General features: G+C 62.8%; 17 protein-coding genes. 2 read left to right on the top strand and 15 right to left on the bottom strand.

Features of this window, described 5'->3' with window-relative positions:
• The first annotated feature begins 4 nt into the window (after positions 1–4).
• Positions 5–1,201, top strand: coding sequence for a bifunctional 2-C-methyl-D-erythritol 4-phosphate cytidylyltransferase/2-C-methyl-D-erythritol 2,4-cyclodiphosphate synthase (locus AAIH46_RS00340; RefSeq protein WP_430304945.1), 1,197 nt, complete (start codon positions 5–7; stop codon positions 1,199–1,201).
• Positions 1,198–1,698: a CinA family protein gene (locus tag AAIH46_RS00335; protein WP_430303509.1), complete on the top strand. Its 501-nt coding sequence runs from the start codon at positions 1,198–1,200 to the stop codon at positions 1,696–1,698. Before AAIH46_RS00340 ends, AAIH46_RS00335 begins: the two co-directional genes overlap by 4 nt.
• Here AAIH46_RS00335 and AAIH46_RS00330 read toward each other — a convergent pair.
• The 15 genes from AAIH46_RS00330 to AAIH46_RS00260 form a co-directional block, all read right to left on the bottom strand.
• Positions 1,689–2,132: a type II toxin-antitoxin system RatA family toxin gene (locus AAIH46_RS00330; protein WP_430303508.1), complete on the bottom strand. Its 444-nt coding sequence runs from the start codon at positions 2,130–2,132 to the stop codon at positions 1,689–1,691. The two genes, AAIH46_RS00335 and AAIH46_RS00330, sit on opposite strands and share 10 nt — an antisense overlap.
• Positions 2,133–2,317: 185 nt before the next feature.
• Complete coding sequence (gene lipA / locus AAIH46_RS00325) at positions 2,318–3,292, bottom strand: lipoyl synthase (RefSeq protein ID WP_430303507.1); 975 nt, start codon at positions 3,290–3,292, stop codon at positions 2,318–2,320.
• 35 nt (positions 3,293–3,327) lie between these two features.
• The gene (locus AAIH46_RS00320) at positions 3,328–3,573 is read right to left on the bottom strand and encodes a GlsB/YeaQ/YmgE family stress response membrane protein (RefSeq protein ID WP_430303506.1); all 246 of its coding nucleotides are present in this window, start codon (positions 3,571–3,573) and stop codon (positions 3,328–3,330) included.
• 157 nt (positions 3,574–3,730) lie between these two features.
• On the bottom strand, positions 3,731–5,194 hold the full coding sequence (gene lpdA / locus AAIH46_RS00315) for a dihydrolipoyl dehydrogenase (protein WP_430303505.1): 1,464 nt from the start codon (positions 5,192–5,194) through the stop codon (positions 3,731–3,733).
• A gap of 84 nt (positions 5,195–5,278) precedes the next feature.
• Positions 5,279–5,545, bottom strand: a complete 267-nt coding sequence (locus tag AAIH46_RS00310) for a YdcH family protein (protein WP_430303504.1) — start codon at positions 5,543–5,545, stop codon at positions 5,279–5,281.
• Between the two features lie 90 nt (positions 5,546–5,635).
• Entirely contained in the window at positions 5,636–6,274 is a 639-nt protein-coding gene (locus AAIH46_RS00305) for an SGNH/GDSL hydrolase family protein (RefSeq protein WP_430303503.1), read from the bottom strand.
• A gap of 52 nt (positions 6,275–6,326) precedes the next feature.
• Entirely contained in the window at positions 6,327–6,581 is a 255-nt protein-coding gene (locus tag AAIH46_RS00300) for a hypothetical protein (protein ID WP_430303502.1), read from the bottom strand.
• 126 nt (positions 6,582–6,707) lie between these two features.
• Complete coding sequence (locus AAIH46_RS00295; protein WP_430303501.1) at positions 6,708–8,096, bottom strand: pyruvate dehydrogenase complex dihydrolipoamide acetyltransferase; 1,389 nt, start codon at positions 8,094–8,096, stop codon at positions 6,708–6,710.
• Between the two features lies 1 nt (position 8,097).
• Positions 8,098–8,376 (bottom strand): hypothetical protein, encoded by a 279-nt coding sequence (locus AAIH46_RS00290; RefSeq protein WP_430303500.1) that lies wholly within the window; start codon positions 8,374–8,376, stop codon positions 8,098–8,100.
• Positions 8,377–8,402: 26 nt separating this feature from the next.
• Positions 8,403–9,830 (bottom strand): pyruvate dehydrogenase complex E1 component subunit beta, encoded by a 1,428-nt coding sequence (locus tag AAIH46_RS00285; RefSeq protein WP_430303499.1) that lies wholly within the window; start codon positions 9,828–9,830, stop codon positions 8,403–8,405.
• A 19-nt stretch (positions 9,831–9,849) separates the two neighbouring features.
• Positions 9,850–10,893 carry a pyruvate dehydrogenase (acetyl-transferring) E1 component subunit alpha gene (gene pdhA, locus AAIH46_RS00280; RefSeq protein WP_430303498.1) on the bottom strand — a complete coding sequence of 348 codons (1,044 nt, stop codon included), beginning with the start codon at positions 10,891–10,893 and terminating at the stop codon, positions 9,850–9,852.
• Positions 10,894–11,042: 149 nt separating this feature from the next.
• The gene (locus AAIH46_RS00275; protein WP_430303497.1) at positions 11,043–11,360 is read right to left on the bottom strand and encodes an FtsB family cell division protein; all 318 of its coding nucleotides are present in this window, start codon (positions 11,358–11,360) and stop codon (positions 11,043–11,045) included.
• Positions 11,361–11,519: 159 nt separating this feature from the next.
• The gene (gene eno, locus AAIH46_RS00270) at positions 11,520–12,794 is read right to left on the bottom strand and encodes a phosphopyruvate hydratase (protein WP_430303496.1); all 1,275 of its coding nucleotides are present in this window, start codon (positions 12,792–12,794) and stop codon (positions 11,520–11,522) included.
• Positions 12,795–13,113: 319 nt separating this feature from the next.
• Positions 13,114–13,959, bottom strand: coding sequence for a 3-deoxy-8-phosphooctulonate synthase (gene kdsA, locus AAIH46_RS00265; protein ID WP_430303495.1), 846 nt, complete (start codon positions 13,957–13,959; stop codon positions 13,114–13,116).
• 3 nt (positions 13,960–13,962) lie between these two features.
• On the bottom strand, positions 13,963–14,817 hold the full coding sequence (locus tag AAIH46_RS00260) for a VOC family protein (RefSeq protein ID WP_430303494.1): 855 nt from the start codon (positions 14,815–14,817) through the stop codon (positions 13,963–13,965).
• Positions 14,818–14,903 lie beyond the last annotated feature (86 nt).

Here is a 14,903-nt window from a genome sequence, read left to right as displayed (position 1 = left end):
AGACATGACAATCGGCATCGTCGTCGTCGCGGCAGGACGCGGGGAACGCGCCGGCTCGCCGGAGGAAGGTCCGAAGCAATATCGCAGCATCGGCGGCGAAGCGGTCATCCGCCACGCGGTCAGGAACTGCCTTTCCTGGCAGCGGAGCGGACCGGTGGTGGTCGTCCTGCATCCCGACGATGAGGCGCTGTTTGCGAGCGCGGTGCGCGGCTTGGACGGAGCGGCGAGAATCAGCACGACACCCGGCGGCGCGACCCGCCAGCAGTCGGTGTTTGCCGGGCTGAAGGTGTTGTCGGCGACCGATGCGACGCACGTTATGATCCACGACGCGGCGCGGCCGTTCCTCGACCACGCGCTGATGGACCGGATCGCCGCCGCATTCGAAGACGGTCACGAGGCCGTGCTGCCGGCGCTCCCCGTCACCGACACGCTGAAGCGCATCGGCGCCGACGGCGTGGTGCACGAGACCGTGCCGCGCGCCGGACTCTACGCGGCACAGACGCCGCAGAGCTTTTCGCTGCCGGCCATTCGCGCCGCCCACGAGAAGGCGGCGGCGCTGCGCCGCGAGGATTTCACCGACGACGCCGCCATCGCCGAATGGGCGGGAATGACGGTGATGCTGGTGGAAGGCTCGCCCGACAACACCAAGCTTACACTGCAGAGAGATATCGCGATGGCCGATGAGAAACTTACCCGCCTGCCCGCTCTTCCGGACGTGCGCACCGGCAACGGATACGACGTGCACCAGCTGGTGCCGGGCGACGGCGTGACGCTCTGCGGCGTGTTCATTCCCCACGACCAGACGCTCAGCGGCCATTCCGACGCGGATGTGGCCCTGCATGCACTGACCGACGCGCTGCTCGCCACCTGCGGCGAAGGCGATATCGGCGACCATTTTCCGCCCACCGATCCGCAATGGCGGGGTGCGGCGTCGCGCATCTTCCTCGCGCATGCGGCGGAGATTGTCCGCCGTCGCGGCGGCATCATCACCAATGCCGATATCTCGCTGATTGCCGAGGCGCCCAAGGTCTCCCCGCACCGCGACGCAATGCGCGCCAATCTCGCCGAAGTGCTCGGCATCTCGCTCGACAGATGCTCGGTCAAGGCGACGACCAACGAGAAGATCGGCTTCATCGGCCGCAAGGAAGGCATTGCCGCTATCGCCACGGCAACGGTCGTCTACGGGAGGCTCGAAACGTGAGCCTGTTCCCGCCGGCGATCGACGCACAGGCGCAGGCGGTGATCCGCCTCTACGGCGCGCGCGGCTGGATGGCGTCGACGGCGGAATCGTGCACCGGCGGCCTGATTGCCGGAGCGTTGACTGAAGTGTCCGGCTCCTCGGCGGTGGTCGACCGCGGCTTTGTTACCTATAGCAACGCCGCGAAGATGGATCTGCTGGGGGTTCAGGCTGGAACGCTCGACAGGTTCGGCGCCGTCTCCCGCGAGACGGCTCTGCAGATGGCCAAGGGCGCGCTGATGCGCTCGCGCGCTCATGTGTCTATCGCCGTCACCGGCATCGCCGGACCCGGTGGCGGATCGGCGGAGAAGCCCGTCGGCCTCGTGCACCTGGCAGCCGCCTGCAGGGACGGAAGGTTGATCCACAAGGAGATGCGCTATGGCGATCTCGGACGCCAGGGCATCCGCCTGGCGACCGTCGAGACGGCACTCTCCATGCTGATGGAAATGGCTCAGGCGTAGATCTTGTCGGCCCGCTGTTCGAACGCCTCGGCGAACATGCGGAAGGCGCGGTCGAACATCGATCCCATCACCGCCCCGAGAATACGGCTCTTGAACTCGTAGTCGATGAAGAAGTCGACGACACAGCCTTCAGGCGAAGGCGTGAAATGCCAGCGGTTGTCGAGATACTTGAACGGCCCCTCGATGTATTTGACGTCGATCGTCAGTTCTGCCGGATTGAGCAGCACCTGCGTCGTGAACGTCTCGCGGATCGCCTTGTAGCCGACCGTCATGTCGGCGAGCAGCAGCGTCTTGCCGTCCCGTTCCTTGCGCGACCGGATGCTCAGCGCATCGCAGAGCGGCAGGAACTGCGGATACTTCTCGATGTCGGCGACCAGCGCGAACATGTTTTCTGGCGAATGCCGGACGGGGCGATGATTTTCGAACTTTGGCATGGTCTTGAGCTAATGGCGCGCGGGTCGATTGGCAAGTGACACTTGGTCGCTCGGATCCACGGGTTGAGCGAGGATCTGCGGATCAGGTCCGCGGCGTTTGGTGCTCCGGCCGGCGCAGCCGGAGATCGGCGTTCGTCGTCAGCCGGGATGTCGAGGCGCCCGGAAGGCCTGGCGCCTGCCACGGATTACTCGGCAGCAATCAGAACCTTGCGCTCGCGCGCCGCCTTCAGCCGGGCGAAATCGTCGCCGGCATGATGCGACGAGCGGGTGAGCGGGCTCGACGACACCATCAGGAAGCCTTTCGTGTAGGCGACCGTCTCGTAGGACTTGAATTCCTCGGGCGTCACGAAGCTCATCACGGCGTGGTGCTTCTTGGTCGGCTGCAGGTACTGGCCGATGGTAAGGAAATCCACATCGGCGGTGCGCAGGTCGTCCATCAGCTGCAGCACTTCGTTGCGCTCCTCGCCGAGGCCGACCATGATGCCGGACTTGGTGAACATCGTCGGATCCAGTTCCTTCACCCGCTGCAAGAGCCGCACCGAGTGGAAGTAGCGGGCGCCCGGGCGGACGGTCAGATAGTTACCGGGCACGGTTTCCATATTGTGGTTGAAGACGTCGGGCTTGGCGGCAACGACGCGCTCCAGCGCACCCGGCTTCTTCAGGAAGTCCGGTGTCAGGATCTCGATGGTGGTGAGCGGCGACGCGGCACGGATTGCCCAGATCACCTTCTCGAAATGCTCGGCGCCGCCGTCTTCCAGATCGTCGCGGTCGACGGAGGTGATGACGACGTGGCTGAGGCCCATCTGCCGCACGGCCTTCGCGACATTCTCCGGCTCATCCATATCGAGCGCATTCGGCTTGCCGGTCGCGACATTGCAGAAGGCGCAGGCGCGGGTGCATATCTCACCCATGATCATGAAGGTCGCGTGCTTCTTGTCCCAGCACTCGCCGATGTTCGGGCAGCCGGCCTCTTCGCAGACCGTCACCAGCTTGTGGCTGCGCACGAGTTCGCGAGTTTCGTGGTAGCCCTTCGAGGTCGGCGCGCGGACGCGGATCCATTCCGGCTTGCGCATCACCTCGGTATCGGGGCGATGGGCCTTTTCCGGGTGGCGGACGCGCTTGGCGTCATCCGGCGTGATCCGATCGAGAATAGTGACCATTAGAACCTGCTTTCAACCGCTCGCGCGAAACGCTGTCAGCGCCTGACGAGTTTGGCGACGAATAACAAAATGCACGAGCCGATGAAACCCGTCACCAGGTAACCCAGCCAACCGCTGGCGACATAGATGCCGGCGCGGGCAAAGATGGCGTTGGCAAGCACCGCGCCGACGATGCCGATCACGATGTTCATCAACAGGCCGAAGCGCATATCCATCAGCTTTCCGGCGAGCCAACCCGCCAGACCGCCGATGATAATCGCCGCAAACCAACCCACACCCATGCGTCACTCCCGTTCGTGCTGTGGCCGACATATGGGCGGGCCGCCAGCCAATCGCAATATGCCGTCCGTTCCGCAGGGGCCAGGCGAGTGTCTCTCGCCAGGCCCCTGCGCTTCAGCATTCAGCGCGCGCATTGCGGCCAAGAATTCGCCTGCTGTCTCAGGCGTTCAGCACGCGTCCATAGGCGTCCAGCACGCTTTCCTTCATCATCTCGGAGAGCGTCGGATGCGGGAAGATCGTGTGCATCAGCTCCTCTTCCGTCGTCTCGAGGTTCATCGCCACGACGAATCCCTGGATCAGCTCAGTCACCTCGGCGCCGACCATGTGGGCGCCCAGCAGTTCGCCGGTCTTCTTGTCGAAGATGGTCTTCACCATGCCCTGGTCCTCGCCGAGCGCAATCGCCTTGCCGTTGGCGGCGAAAGAGTAGCGGCCGACGCGGATTTCGCGGCCGGATTCCTTGGCCTTGGCTTCCGTCAGACCGACCGATGCGACCTGCGGATTGCAGTAGGTGCAGCCAGGAATGCGGCTCTTGTCCATCGGATGGACGCCCGGCACACCGGCGATCTTCTCGATGCAGATGACGCCTTCATGCTCGGCCTTGTGGGCGAGCATCGGCGGCCCGGCAACGTCGCCGATTGCATAGAGGCCGTCGACATTGGTACGGCCATAGCCGTCGATGACGATGCAGCCGCGGTCGGTCTTGATGCCCAGTGTCTCGAGCCCGAGGTTCTCGATGTTACCCTGGACGCCGACAGCCGAAATCAGCCGGTCGGCGGTGATCTGCTGAACCTTGCCGTCCTTGGTCTCGATATGCGCGGTGATTGAGTCCGCGCCCTTCTCGACCTTCGTCACCTTCGCCTCGGTGATGATCTTCAGGCCGCGCTTTTCCAGCTGCTTGCGAGCGAAGGTGGAAATTTCCACGTCCTCGACCGGCATGATGTTAGCCATCAGCTCAACGACCGTCACGTCGACGCCCATCGAACGGTAGAAGGAGGCAAACTCGATGCCGATGGCGCCCGAGCCCATGACCACCATGGACTTCGGCATGACGTCCGGTTTCATCGCCTCGAAATAGGTCCAGATCAGCTTGCCATCCGGCTCGATGCCCGGCAGTGCCCGCGGACGGGCGCCGGTCGCAACGATGATGTGCTTGGCGGTGTAGGTGCCCTCGCCCAGCACGCCCTTCGGTACCGGGTTCTGCGGCTGGACGACCGGTTTGGTCATCTTGCCGACGACAATCTCGGCCATCTGCGAACCGGAAGAGGGCTTGGTAAGCTTCGCCTCGCCCCAGATCACGTCGATCTTGTTCTTCTTCATCAGGAAGCCGACGCCGCCATTGAGGCGTGCCGAAACGCCGCGCGAACGAGCCACGACATCCTTGACGTCGGCCGTCATGGTGCCGTTCAGCGTCAGGCCGTAGGCTTTGGCATGATTGGCATTGTCGAGCACTTCGGCGGACCGCAACAGGGCCTTGGTGGGGATGCAGCCCCAGTTGAGGCAGATGCCGCCCAGGTGTTCGCGCTCGACGATGGCCGTCTTCAGGCCGAGCTGCGCGGCGCGGATGGCCGTGACATAGCCGCCGGGGCCGGAACCGATGATGATGACGTCGTAGGATTGAGCCATTGGCGCTTGCACTCCTTGAGAACCTTGCGAAACGGCCGGAGCCGTCTTCTTCTTCAGTCGAGGGAGTGGAAGCTTTGGCTTGCGTCAGACCTCGCTCTGCTCGGTCTGCGGCTCTGCCCGCATCAACATCCCGTATATTTCGTCCTTCAACGCCAGACGGCGCTTGCGCATTGTCGACATCACCACATCGTCGCAGGGCTCGATATCCGCCTCGGCCAGATGGATGCGATGATTGACATCCTCGTATTCCGCCGCAATGCGGTGAAAGTGCCCGTCGATCGTCCGGAGATGGCGCATCTGCACCAGGTGTTCCGGAAATTCTTCGGCGAGGTCTTGCGGCGTGTTCGACATGGTCCGTCCTCCATATGTGGATGAGACGGCCATGCTACAATCACTCTCTGCCCTTGCTCCTTGACCCTGATCAAACCTGCCGAAGCTGCGTCACAGCCCCAGCATCATGCGCACGATCGGCTCCAACCCGCGCCCCACGGAGCGGGTATTCTCGGCATCCAGATGGATGCCGTCGAGCGGCGTCGTCTCAGCCACCGAGCCGGCGTCGAAGAAGCCACATCCGGTCTCGTCGGCCAGATCGCGGTAGAGGCTGGCGAGCATCGCCGATTCCTCAAGCGCATCGCGAAACATTGCCGCGAACGGTGCATTTGCCGTCCCGCAGACCTTCGGTGGCGCCACGAGAAGAATGTCCGGCGCATCGAAATCGCTCGACCAGACATGATAGCGGACGATGTTGACCAGCCGCTTCATGCCGCGCACCGCTGCGAAGGCCGATCCTGCCGGACCGCGCTTCAGGTCGTTGGTGCCGAGCATCAGGATCACCAGATCCAGAGGCGCATGCGTCTCCAGGATACTCGGCAGCAACTTGGCGCCGTTCCGCTCGCAGTCGGCGAGATGATCGTCATAGGCGGTCGTGCGACCGTTCAGCCCCTCGGCGATGACGTTGACCGACGGCCCGAGTGCCACCTGCAGCACGTTCGGCCAGCGATCCTCGTAGGCGTGCCTGGAGAGAGACGACGGATCGTATCCCCAGGTCAGGCTGTCGCCGTAAGCCAGAACGGATCTCATCAACCCTCAGTCCCTATCGTCCCTGCGGGATAAGCATATCCAACCATGCTCGTCACTTATCCTTGCTCAGAGCTTCAACCTTGCGCTTCAGTTCGAATATCCGCTCTTCAAACTCGCCCGTCACAAGCCTCGACATCATCGTATCCGCTCGCAGCGCTTGGCGAATGGTCTTCTGGCCGCTGTCGAGCTTGTCCAGCCGTTGCCGAACCTCGGCGAGCTGATCCCGGATGTCACCGCGCATTTCCCGCATCTCGCCACGCATTTCCCGCAGCACCGGCATGATCACGTCGACAGGTTCATCGGCCATCTGAAGCTCCTCGAGGACCTCTGTCTTCACCTCACGCTAGATATGGAGATCACCGCATCAAAAGTCACGATCCGGCACCTCTAATGCAGAGCCGACAACCCTCCCCTCGAAGGGGAGGGAAAAGGCTTACACCAGCATGCCCATCGGGTTCTGGATGTGACGCTGGAAGGCAGACGCCAGTTCGGCACCCAGAGCCCCGTCGATGACGCGGTGATCGAAGGCGAAGGTGACCGTCATGATCGTCGCGATCTTGATCTCGCCGTTCTTGACGACCGGCTTCTCGACACCGGCACCAATCGACACGATCGAGGCCTGCGGCAGGTTGACGATTGACGTGAAGTTGGAGACGCCGAACATGCCGAGGTTGGACACGGACGTCGTGCCGCCCTGGTACTCTTCCGGCTTCAGCTTCTTGTCGCGCGCGCGGCGGGCAAGATCCTTCACCTCGTTGGAGATGACCGACAGGGTCTTCGTCTCGGCCTTGCGGATGATCGGCGTGATCAGCCCATCCGGAATGGAGACCGCGACGCCGACGTCGGAATGCTTGTGCATCACACGGGCCGTCGAGGTCCACGATGCATTCGCCATCGGAACGTCACGCAGCGCCAATGCCATCGCCTTGATGATGAAGTCGTTGACGGACAGCTTGAAGGCCGGAACCTCGCCCTTGTCGGTCTTCTTCATCGGCGACGACTTGTTGATCTCGGCACGCAGCTTGAGCAGCGCATCGAGTTCGCAGTCCATCGAGACGAAATAGGACGGAACCGTCTGGCTCGATTCGGTGAGCCGCGACGCGATGGTCTTGCGCATGCCGTCATGTGGCAGAAGCTCATACGAGCCTTCGGCGAACAGCTTGAGCACGCTCTCGTCGGAAGCGCCCTTGGCCATGGCGGGTGCCGGTGCCGCAGATCCGCCGGCAGCAGGTGCTTGGGCCGGCTTGGCTGATCCGCTGGCAACTGCTTTTTCGATGTCCGACTTGACGATGCGGCCTTTCGGACCGGAGCCTGCGACCTGCGACAGGTCGAGACCGGCTTCCTTGGCGAGACGGCGTGCGAGAGGCGACGAGAAGAGACGGCTGCGATCTTCGGCCTTCGGCGCAGGTGTCGATGCCGCCGGTGCGGCATCGGCGATCGGTGCGCCGGCTTGCGCCGGTTCAGCCTCGGCCTTCGGCGCATCAGCCTTCGGTGCCTCGGAGACGGCATCCGTCTTCGCAGCCTCAGCCTTCGGCGCCGGTGCAGAACTACCGCCTGCCGCAGCAGCAGCAACGTCTTCGCCTTCTTCGGCGAGGATGGCGATCAGGGCGTTGACCTTGACTGCCTCGGTGCCGGCCGGAACGACGATCTTGGCGATCGTGCCCTCGTCGACGGCTTCGACTTCCATCGTCGCCTTATCGGTTTCGATTTCGGCGATCACGTCGCCGGACTTGACCTTATCGCCTTCCTTGACGAGCCACTTGGCGAGGTTGCCCTCTTCCATGGTCGGCGACAGGGCGGGCATGGTGATGTTGATTGGCATATTAATCCTCCGCCCACACAAGTTCGAACTGCGCAAGTTCTTCCGGATTTTCCATCAGCCGGGCGACTTGCTCGGGTGGCACTTCGATGTACCCGGCAACGTCTTCCAGCCAGCCGTCCACGGCACCGATCACGCCGATCTCCTCGCGCGGAACACCGACGATCACTTCGGTGTCCTCGGTCTTGAGCAGGGCCCAAAACACGACCCTTTCCAGAACCGGGCTTTCTTTGGTTCCGAGAACTCTGAACCACGAACCTGAAACCGGCAGGATCTGCTTCACGGACGATTTCGGCATCGGCCCTACCCTTACTTGTAGCAGACGGTCTTCACCGCCTGGACCACTTCGCCGACATTCGGCAGAGCGAGCTTCTCAAGGTTTGCCGCGTACGGCATCGGAACGTCCTTGCCGGCGATCGTCAGGACCGGCGCATCCAGATAGTCGAAGGCCTGCTGCATGACGCGGGTGGCGATTTCGGTGCCGACCGAGTTCTGCGGGTAGCCTTCTTCGACGGTCACGAGACGGCCGGTCTTCTTGACCGATTCGATGACGGTCGGAAGATCCATCGGACGCAGCGTGCGCAGATCGATCAGTTCGACGTCGATGCCGTCCTTCTCCAGTTCGGCGATCGCCTTGACCGCGTAGGTCATGCCGATGCCCCAGGAGACGATGGTGACGTCCTTGCCGGTCTTGTGGATGCGCGCCTTGCCGATCGGCAGGACGAAATCGTCCATCTTCGGTACGTCGAAATGCTGACCGTAAAGGATCTCGTTTTCGAGGAAGACGACCGGGTTAGGGTCGCGGATGGCTGCCTTCAGCAGCCCCTTGGCGTCGGCTGCCGTATACGGCATGACGACCTTGAGGCCCGGGATCTGGCTGTACCAGGCGGAGAAGTCCTGGCTGTGCTGGGCGCCGACGCGGGCGGCTGCCCCGTTCGGGCCACGGAAGACGATCGGAGCGCCCATCTGGCCACCCGACATGTAGAGCGTCTTGGCGGCGGAGTTGATGATCTGGTCGATCGCCTGCATGGCGAAGTTGAAGGTCATGAACTCGACGATCGGCTTCAGGCCGGCCATCGCCGCACCGACGCCGACGCCGGCAAAGCCGTGCTCGGTGATCGGGGTGTCGACGACGCGCTTGGCACCGAATTCCTGCAGCAAACCTTGCGTGATCTTGTAGGCGCCCTGGTACTCGGCCACTTCCTCGCCCATGACGAAGACGTTCTCGTCGCGGCGCATCTCTTCGGCCATCGCATCGCGCAATGCTTCGCGCACGGTGGTCGAGACCATCTCGGTGCCAGCCGGGATATCCGGATCGGCAGCGACATCGATCTTCGGCTGCGCCGGAACCTTGGCAGCATCCTTCGTCGCCGACGGCTCTTCGGCGGCTTCGCGGGCCTTGCCGCCAGCGGCATCTTCCGTCGCGGCAGGGGTATCGGCATCCGCCTTCGGCGTTGCCGCCGGCTTCTCGCTGCCGATGTCGTCGACGGTTTCGCCTTCGGCGAGCAGCACGGCGATCTTGGTGTTGACCTTGACGTTCTCGGTGCCGGCGGCGACCAGCAGCTTGCCGATCACGCCTTCATCGACGGCTTCCACTTCCATGGTCGCCTTGTCGGTCTCGATCTCGGCGATGACGTCGCCGGAGGTGACCTTGTCACCCTCGTTCTTCAGCCACTTGGAAAGCGTACCTTCCTCCATCGTCGGAGAAAGCGCGGGCATCAGGATATCGATTGGCATTATAGTTCCCTCCCCGCGATCACAGCAGAATGTCGGTGTAGAGCTCGGATACATCCGGCTCCGGATCGGCCTGGGCGAAATCGGCGCTGTCGGACACGATGTCGCGAATTTCCTTGTCGATTGCCTTCAGCTCGTCTTCGCTGGCCCAGTCGCGTTCGAGAAGACGCAGGCGGACCTGTTCGATCGGATCCTGCTCGGAGCGCATCTTCTGCACTTCTTCCTTCGTCCGGTACTTGGCCGGGTCCGACATCGAGTGGCCGCGATACCGGTAGGTCAGCATTTCGAGGATGATCGGGCCCTTGCCGGAACGGCAATGCTCGAGCGCCTCGTCACCGGCCGCCTTGACGGCGCGCACGTCCATGCCGTCGACCTGGATGCCGGGAATGCCGAAGCCGGAGCCGCGCAGCGAGTAGTTCGACTGCGCCGTGGCGCGGGCGGTCGAGGTGCCCATCGCATAGCGGTTGTTCTCGACGATATAGATGATCGGCAGCTTCCACAGCGCCGCCATGTTGAAGCTCTCGTAGACCTGGCCCTGGTTGGCCGCGCCGTCACCGAAATAGGCGACCGAGACGCTGTCGTTGCCGCGATACTTGTTGGCGAATGCCAGACCGGTGCCGAGCGACACCTGGGCGCCAACGATGCCGTGGCCGCCGTAGAAGTTCTTTTCCTTGGAGAACATGTGCATCGAGCCGCCCTTGCCGCGCGAATAGCCGCCGCGACGTCCGGTAAGCTCGGCCATGACGCCACGCGCCGTCATGCCGCAAGCGAGCATGTGGCCGTGGTCACGATAGGCCGTGATGACCTGATCGCCTTCCTTCTGGGCCATCTGCATGCCGACGACGACAGCTTCCTGACCGATGTAGAGGTGACAGAAGCCGCCGATGAAGCCCATGCCGTAAAGCTGGCCGGCCTTTTCCTCGAAGCGGCGGATGAGCAGCATTTCGCGGTAGGCCTTGAGCTCGTCGGCCTTTTCGAATTCGGCGATGGGACCACCGTTGGAAGACTTTGCAGGCTTCGCTGCGGCCTTGCGACCGACTGCGGACGCGAACAGTTTCGGCGCCATTCATAACCTCCCTGCGTACTTGTTTGATTGGTTGCGCGCACAATAAGCAAGAAAGCGCGCCCCAGCAATGCCATAAATGCATGGCTCACATGATATACAAGGCTATGAAATAGCTGGGAAAATGGCCGTTTAACTGACTTCCGGTTAATTCAGAAGTAGCTGTTGAAGATGACGATCTCGTCGGCCCGTGACACGTTCAACTGGTAGCGCGCCGTTTCGTCCAGCATGTCCTTCTCCAGCGAACCGTCACTCAGCAACTGAACCTGTCGCTCCAGCGCTTCGCGCCTTTCGACCAATTTGGCAAGATCGGCGGCGCGTTCAAGACGCACACGTTCAAATTTTTCGGTGGCGATGAGCCCGAGTTCGCCATGCACCGAGTGGTAGCCGAAGTAGCCGAGGAAGGCGATGGTGATCGCCGGCAGGACCAGGCGGCCGAGCTTTCTCTGTTTATGGTGTTTGGTCCACATTCGATGGCAGTCCTGCAACGCATTACGTAACGTCAAACTCGCAGAACTTGCTTAATCAATCGTTGCCCCGGTCGACGAACGCGCCGGGCCCTTCAACGACGAAAGGCGGAACCCGACAGGGTCCCGCCTCGCGGTATCATCAATGCGGCAGAGGACGACTCAGGCGCGCAGGATGGAGCGGCCGGCAAAGGCTGCCTGCGGGCCGAGCATTTCTTCGATGCGGATCAGCTGGTTGTACTTGGCCATGCGGTCGGAGCGCGACAGCGAGCCGGTCTTGATCTGCCCGCAATTGGTGGCGACGGCGAGATCGGCGATGATCGAATCCTCGGTCTCGCCCGAACGGTGCGACATGACGGCGGTGTAGGCGGCCTTGTGCGCCGTCTCGACCGCATCAAGGGTTTCCGTCAGCGAACCGATCTGGTTGACCTTGACGAGGATGGAGTTGGCGACGCCCATCTTGATGCCATCGCGCAGGCGCGCGGAGTTGGTGACGAAGAGATCGTCGCCGACCAGCTGCACCTTCTTGCCGATCTTGTCGGTGAGGTATTTCCAGCCGTCCCAGTCGTCCTCGGCCATGCCGTCCTCGATCGAGATGATCGGGTACCTGGCAGCCAGTTCGGCGAGGTAGTCGGCCATGGCTTCCGGTTCCAGCGTGCGGCCTTCGCCTTCCATGGCGTATTTGCCGTCCTTGAAGAATTCCGTCGAGGCGCAATCGAGCGCCAGGTGGATGTCGTCGCCCGGGCGGTAGCCGGCCTTCTCGATCGACTTCATGATGAAATCGAGGGCTTCCGGTGCGCTCTTCAGGCCCGGTGCGAAGCCGCCTTCGTCGCCGACATTGGTGTTGTGGCCACCGGCTGCCAGTTCCTTCTTCAGCACATGGAAGACTTCCGAACCCATGCGCACGGCGTCGCGAAGGTCTTCGGCGCCGACCGGCATGATCATGAATTCCTGGAAGTCGATCGGGTTGTCGGCATGCGCGCCGCCATTGATGATGTTCATCATCGGCACCGGCAGGAGGCGGGCGTTCGGGCCGCCGACATAGCGGAAGAGCGGCAGGCCGGTGGCTTCGGCGGCGGCCTTGGCAACGGCGAGCGAGACGCCGAGAATTGCATTGGCGCCAAGCCGCGACTTATTCGGCGTGCCGTCGAGATCGCACATCAGGTTATCGATGAGGATCTGGTTTTCGGCATCATGGCCGCCGAGCGCGTCGAAGATCTCGCCGTTGACCGCCTCGACTGCCTTCTCGACACCCTTTCCGTGATAGCGCGGGCCGCCGTCGCGCAGTTCGACCGCCTCGTGGGCGCCGGTGGATGCCCCGGAAGGTACCGCTGCCCGACCCATGCTGCCGTCTTCGAGATGGACGTCGACCTCGACGGTCGGGTTACCGCGGCTGTCCAGGATCTCGCGCGCGATGATGTCGGTGATGGCAGTCATGAAAGCCTCCATGCTTCAAGGTGGGTATTGGAGATGGCCTGTCTTACTGGATGATTCTAAAATTACAATGGCAGTCGCGGCGGCAGTTGCGGCCATCGATGCCGGGCCGACGGCCCGTGTCGCGCCCGTCTGGCAATCTCCGCCGAATCCGGAAATCGATCCTGAGAGACATCTCTATCGTCACCCATAATCAATCGCTTGCCCACTGGGAGAAGCGGAAGGGCAGCGGGCAAGTCCGTTCGACAGAAGACGTCGTCCGCCTTGCCGAGACCGCCCATCTCACCCGATGTGAGACAGGCGAAGTCGGTACAGCTCCGGCTCAGCGCTTGGCGACGGCGTCGAAGGCGAGCAGGGTTTCCAGGAGACGCTCGAGGTTCTCGATGCGCACCATGTTGGGGCCGTCGGACGGCGCATTGTCCGGATCCTCATGGGTTTCGATGAAGACGCCGGCGACGCCAACGGCCACCGCCGCACGGGCGAGCGTCTCGACGAACTCGCGCTGGCCGCCACTGGAGCCGCCCTGCCCGCCCGGCTGCTGCACCGAATGGGTGGCATCGAAAATCACCGGGGCGCCAAGCGACGCCATGATCGGCAGCGAACGCATATCGGAGACGAGCGTATTGTAGCCGAAGGACGCGCCGCGTTCGCAGAGCAGCACGTTCGGATTGCCGCTTTCGGTGAACTTGGCGAGCACGTTCTTCATGTCCCAGGGAGCCAGGAACTGGCCCTTCTTGACGTTGATGACCCTACCCGTCTTTGCCGCCGCCACCAAAAGGTCCGTCTGGCGGCAGAGGAACGCCGGGATCTGTAGGATATCGACCGTCTGCGAGACGATGGCGCACTGCTCTTCCGTGTGGATATCAGTGAGCACCGGAAAGCCGAATTCGGCCTTCAGGTCGGCAAAGATCTCCATCGCCGCATCGATGCCGATGCCACGCGGACCGTTCAGCGACGTGCGGTTCGCCTTGTCGAAGGACGACTTGTAGACAAGGCCGATATCGAGCCGATCGCAGATTTCCTTGATCCGGCCAGCCATCATGAAGGCATGGTCGCGGCTTTCCATCTGGCACGGTCCGCAGATCAGCGACAGCCGGCCACTGTTGGAAAACATGACGCGGGACGAGCCCTCGCCGACAGCAACCTCTGCATTGGCGCTCACGCCCATGATCTACTCCTCGAAAACGAACGAAACGCCCTGACCGGGCGCCGGCGCCACGGTGATACGGTGCGGCGTCCTCACATATGGGAGGTGATTATCAGCCAGCAACAGCTCTGTCACCGTCAGATCGGCGACATGGAAGACGACCGCCGCCGCCTTCACCGCCCTATCCGTTCCACTCGCGGTTTCCGATCCGGCGACAAGGCGGATGCGCGCATTGGCAAGCGTGAAGGCCGTCTCCTCCGCTTCGCTGAAGCCAGCCGCGTGCGTCACCGTCTCGATGCGCTTGACCAGATCGTCGGGTGCGGCACCGTGCAGCAACACCTCGCGCAACGCCACCACGCCGTTCTCGTGCCGCTCCAGCACCGAGCGATCGGCCGGCAACGGGTTGATCCTTTGGCAGCTGAACAAGAAGAACAGGTCGCTTTCCAGATCGGCAAAGGCCAGTTGGAAGCTTGCCGTGACGGGGGTCCCATCCGCGGTCAACGCCTGCCGCGAGAAACCGAGCATGTCGCCGGCTGAAATGCCCGCCCGCAGGAAGCGCTGGTGATCGGCGGCGGCATCACTGCTCGACACGACGATCGCCGAAAGGCCCTCCAGCCGGCCGCTGCGAAACCGTGCGTCGCGTCCGGTGAAGACATTGCCGCCTCGCACGCTCTCGCCGACCAGAGAAGCGTCGCGAATGGCGAGCGGCTCGAGATAGGTGCCGTCCGCCAGGAAGACGCAGGCATTCGATGTGCCGAAGGGATGATCCGCCTGCCGGGCGACGGTGAAGCCGAGCGCCTCGAGCCGCTCCCGCGAGGTCTGCAGCGATTCGACGGGCAAGACCAGATGGTCGATCGCGCGTGGCCTGTCACTGTCCATCTTGCATGCCTCCAGCCTCGATTGCCGTCCGTTTTACCGCGCATCAGGGCGAAGTCGAAGCAGAAAATCCGTGATGAGCCTGCGTT

Source organism: Rhizobium sp. 0TCS1.26, from assembly GCF_050455525.1.
Lineage (GTDB): Bacteria > Pseudomonadota > Alphaproteobacteria > Rhizobiales > Rhizobiaceae > Neorhizobium.
The sequence above is the reverse complement of the archived record's forward strand: the minus strand, read 5'-3'. Positions and strand labels throughout refer to the sequence as shown.

Coding starts and splice junctions, on each gene's coding strand:
- AAIH46_RS00340 (WP_430304945.1), top strand. CDS start 5: ATGACAATCGGCATCGTCGTCGTCGCGGCAGGACGCGGGGAACGCGCC.
- AAIH46_RS00330 (WP_430303508.1), bottom strand. CDS start 2,132: ATGCCAAAGTTCGAAAATCATCGCCCCGTCCGGCATTCGCCAGAAAAC.
- lipA (WP_430303507.1), bottom strand. CDS start 3,292: ATGGTCACTATTCTCGATCGGATCACGCCGGATGACGCCAAGCGCGTC.
- AAIH46_RS00320 (WP_430303506.1), bottom strand. CDS start 3,573: ATGGGTGTGGGTTGGTTTGCGGCGATTATCATCGGCGGTCTGGCGGGT.
- lpdA (WP_430303505.1), bottom strand. CDS start 5,194: ATGGCTCAATCCTACGACGTCATCATCATCGGTTCCGGCCCCGGCGGC.
- AAIH46_RS00310 (WP_430303504.1), bottom strand. CDS start 5,545: ATGTCGAACACGCCGCAAGACCTCGCCGAAGAATTTCCGGAACACCTG.
- AAIH46_RS00305 (WP_430303503.1), bottom strand. CDS start 6,274: ATGAGATCCGTTCTGGCTTACGGCGACAGCCTGACCTGGGGATACGAT.
- AAIH46_RS00300 (WP_430303502.1), bottom strand. CDS start 6,581: ATGGCCGATGAACCTGTCGACGTGATCATGCCGGTGCTGCGGGAAATG.
- AAIH46_RS00295 (WP_430303501.1), bottom strand. CDS start 8,096: ATGCCAATCAACATCACCATGCCCGCCCTGTCGCCGACCATGGAAGAG.
- AAIH46_RS00285 (WP_430303499.1), bottom strand. CDS start 9,830: ATGCCAATCGATATCCTGATGCCCGCGCTTTCTCCGACGATGGAGGAA.
- pdhA (WP_430303498.1), bottom strand. CDS start 10,893: ATGGCGCCGAAACTGTTCGCGTCCGCAGTCGGTCGCAAGGCCGCAGCG.
- AAIH46_RS00275 (WP_430303497.1), bottom strand. CDS start 11,360: ATGTGGACCAAACACCATAAACAGAGAAAGCTCGGCCGCCTGGTCCTG.
- eno (WP_430303496.1), bottom strand. CDS start 12,794: ATGACTGCCATCACCGACATCATCGCGCGCGAGATCCTGGACAGCCGC.
- kdsA (WP_430303495.1), bottom strand. CDS start 13,959: ATGGGCGTGAGCGCCAATGCAGAGGTTGCTGTCGGCGAGGGCTCGTCC.
- AAIH46_RS00260 (WP_430303494.1), bottom strand. CDS start 14,817: ATGGACAGTGACAGGCCACGCGCGATCGACCATCTGGTCTTGCCCGTC.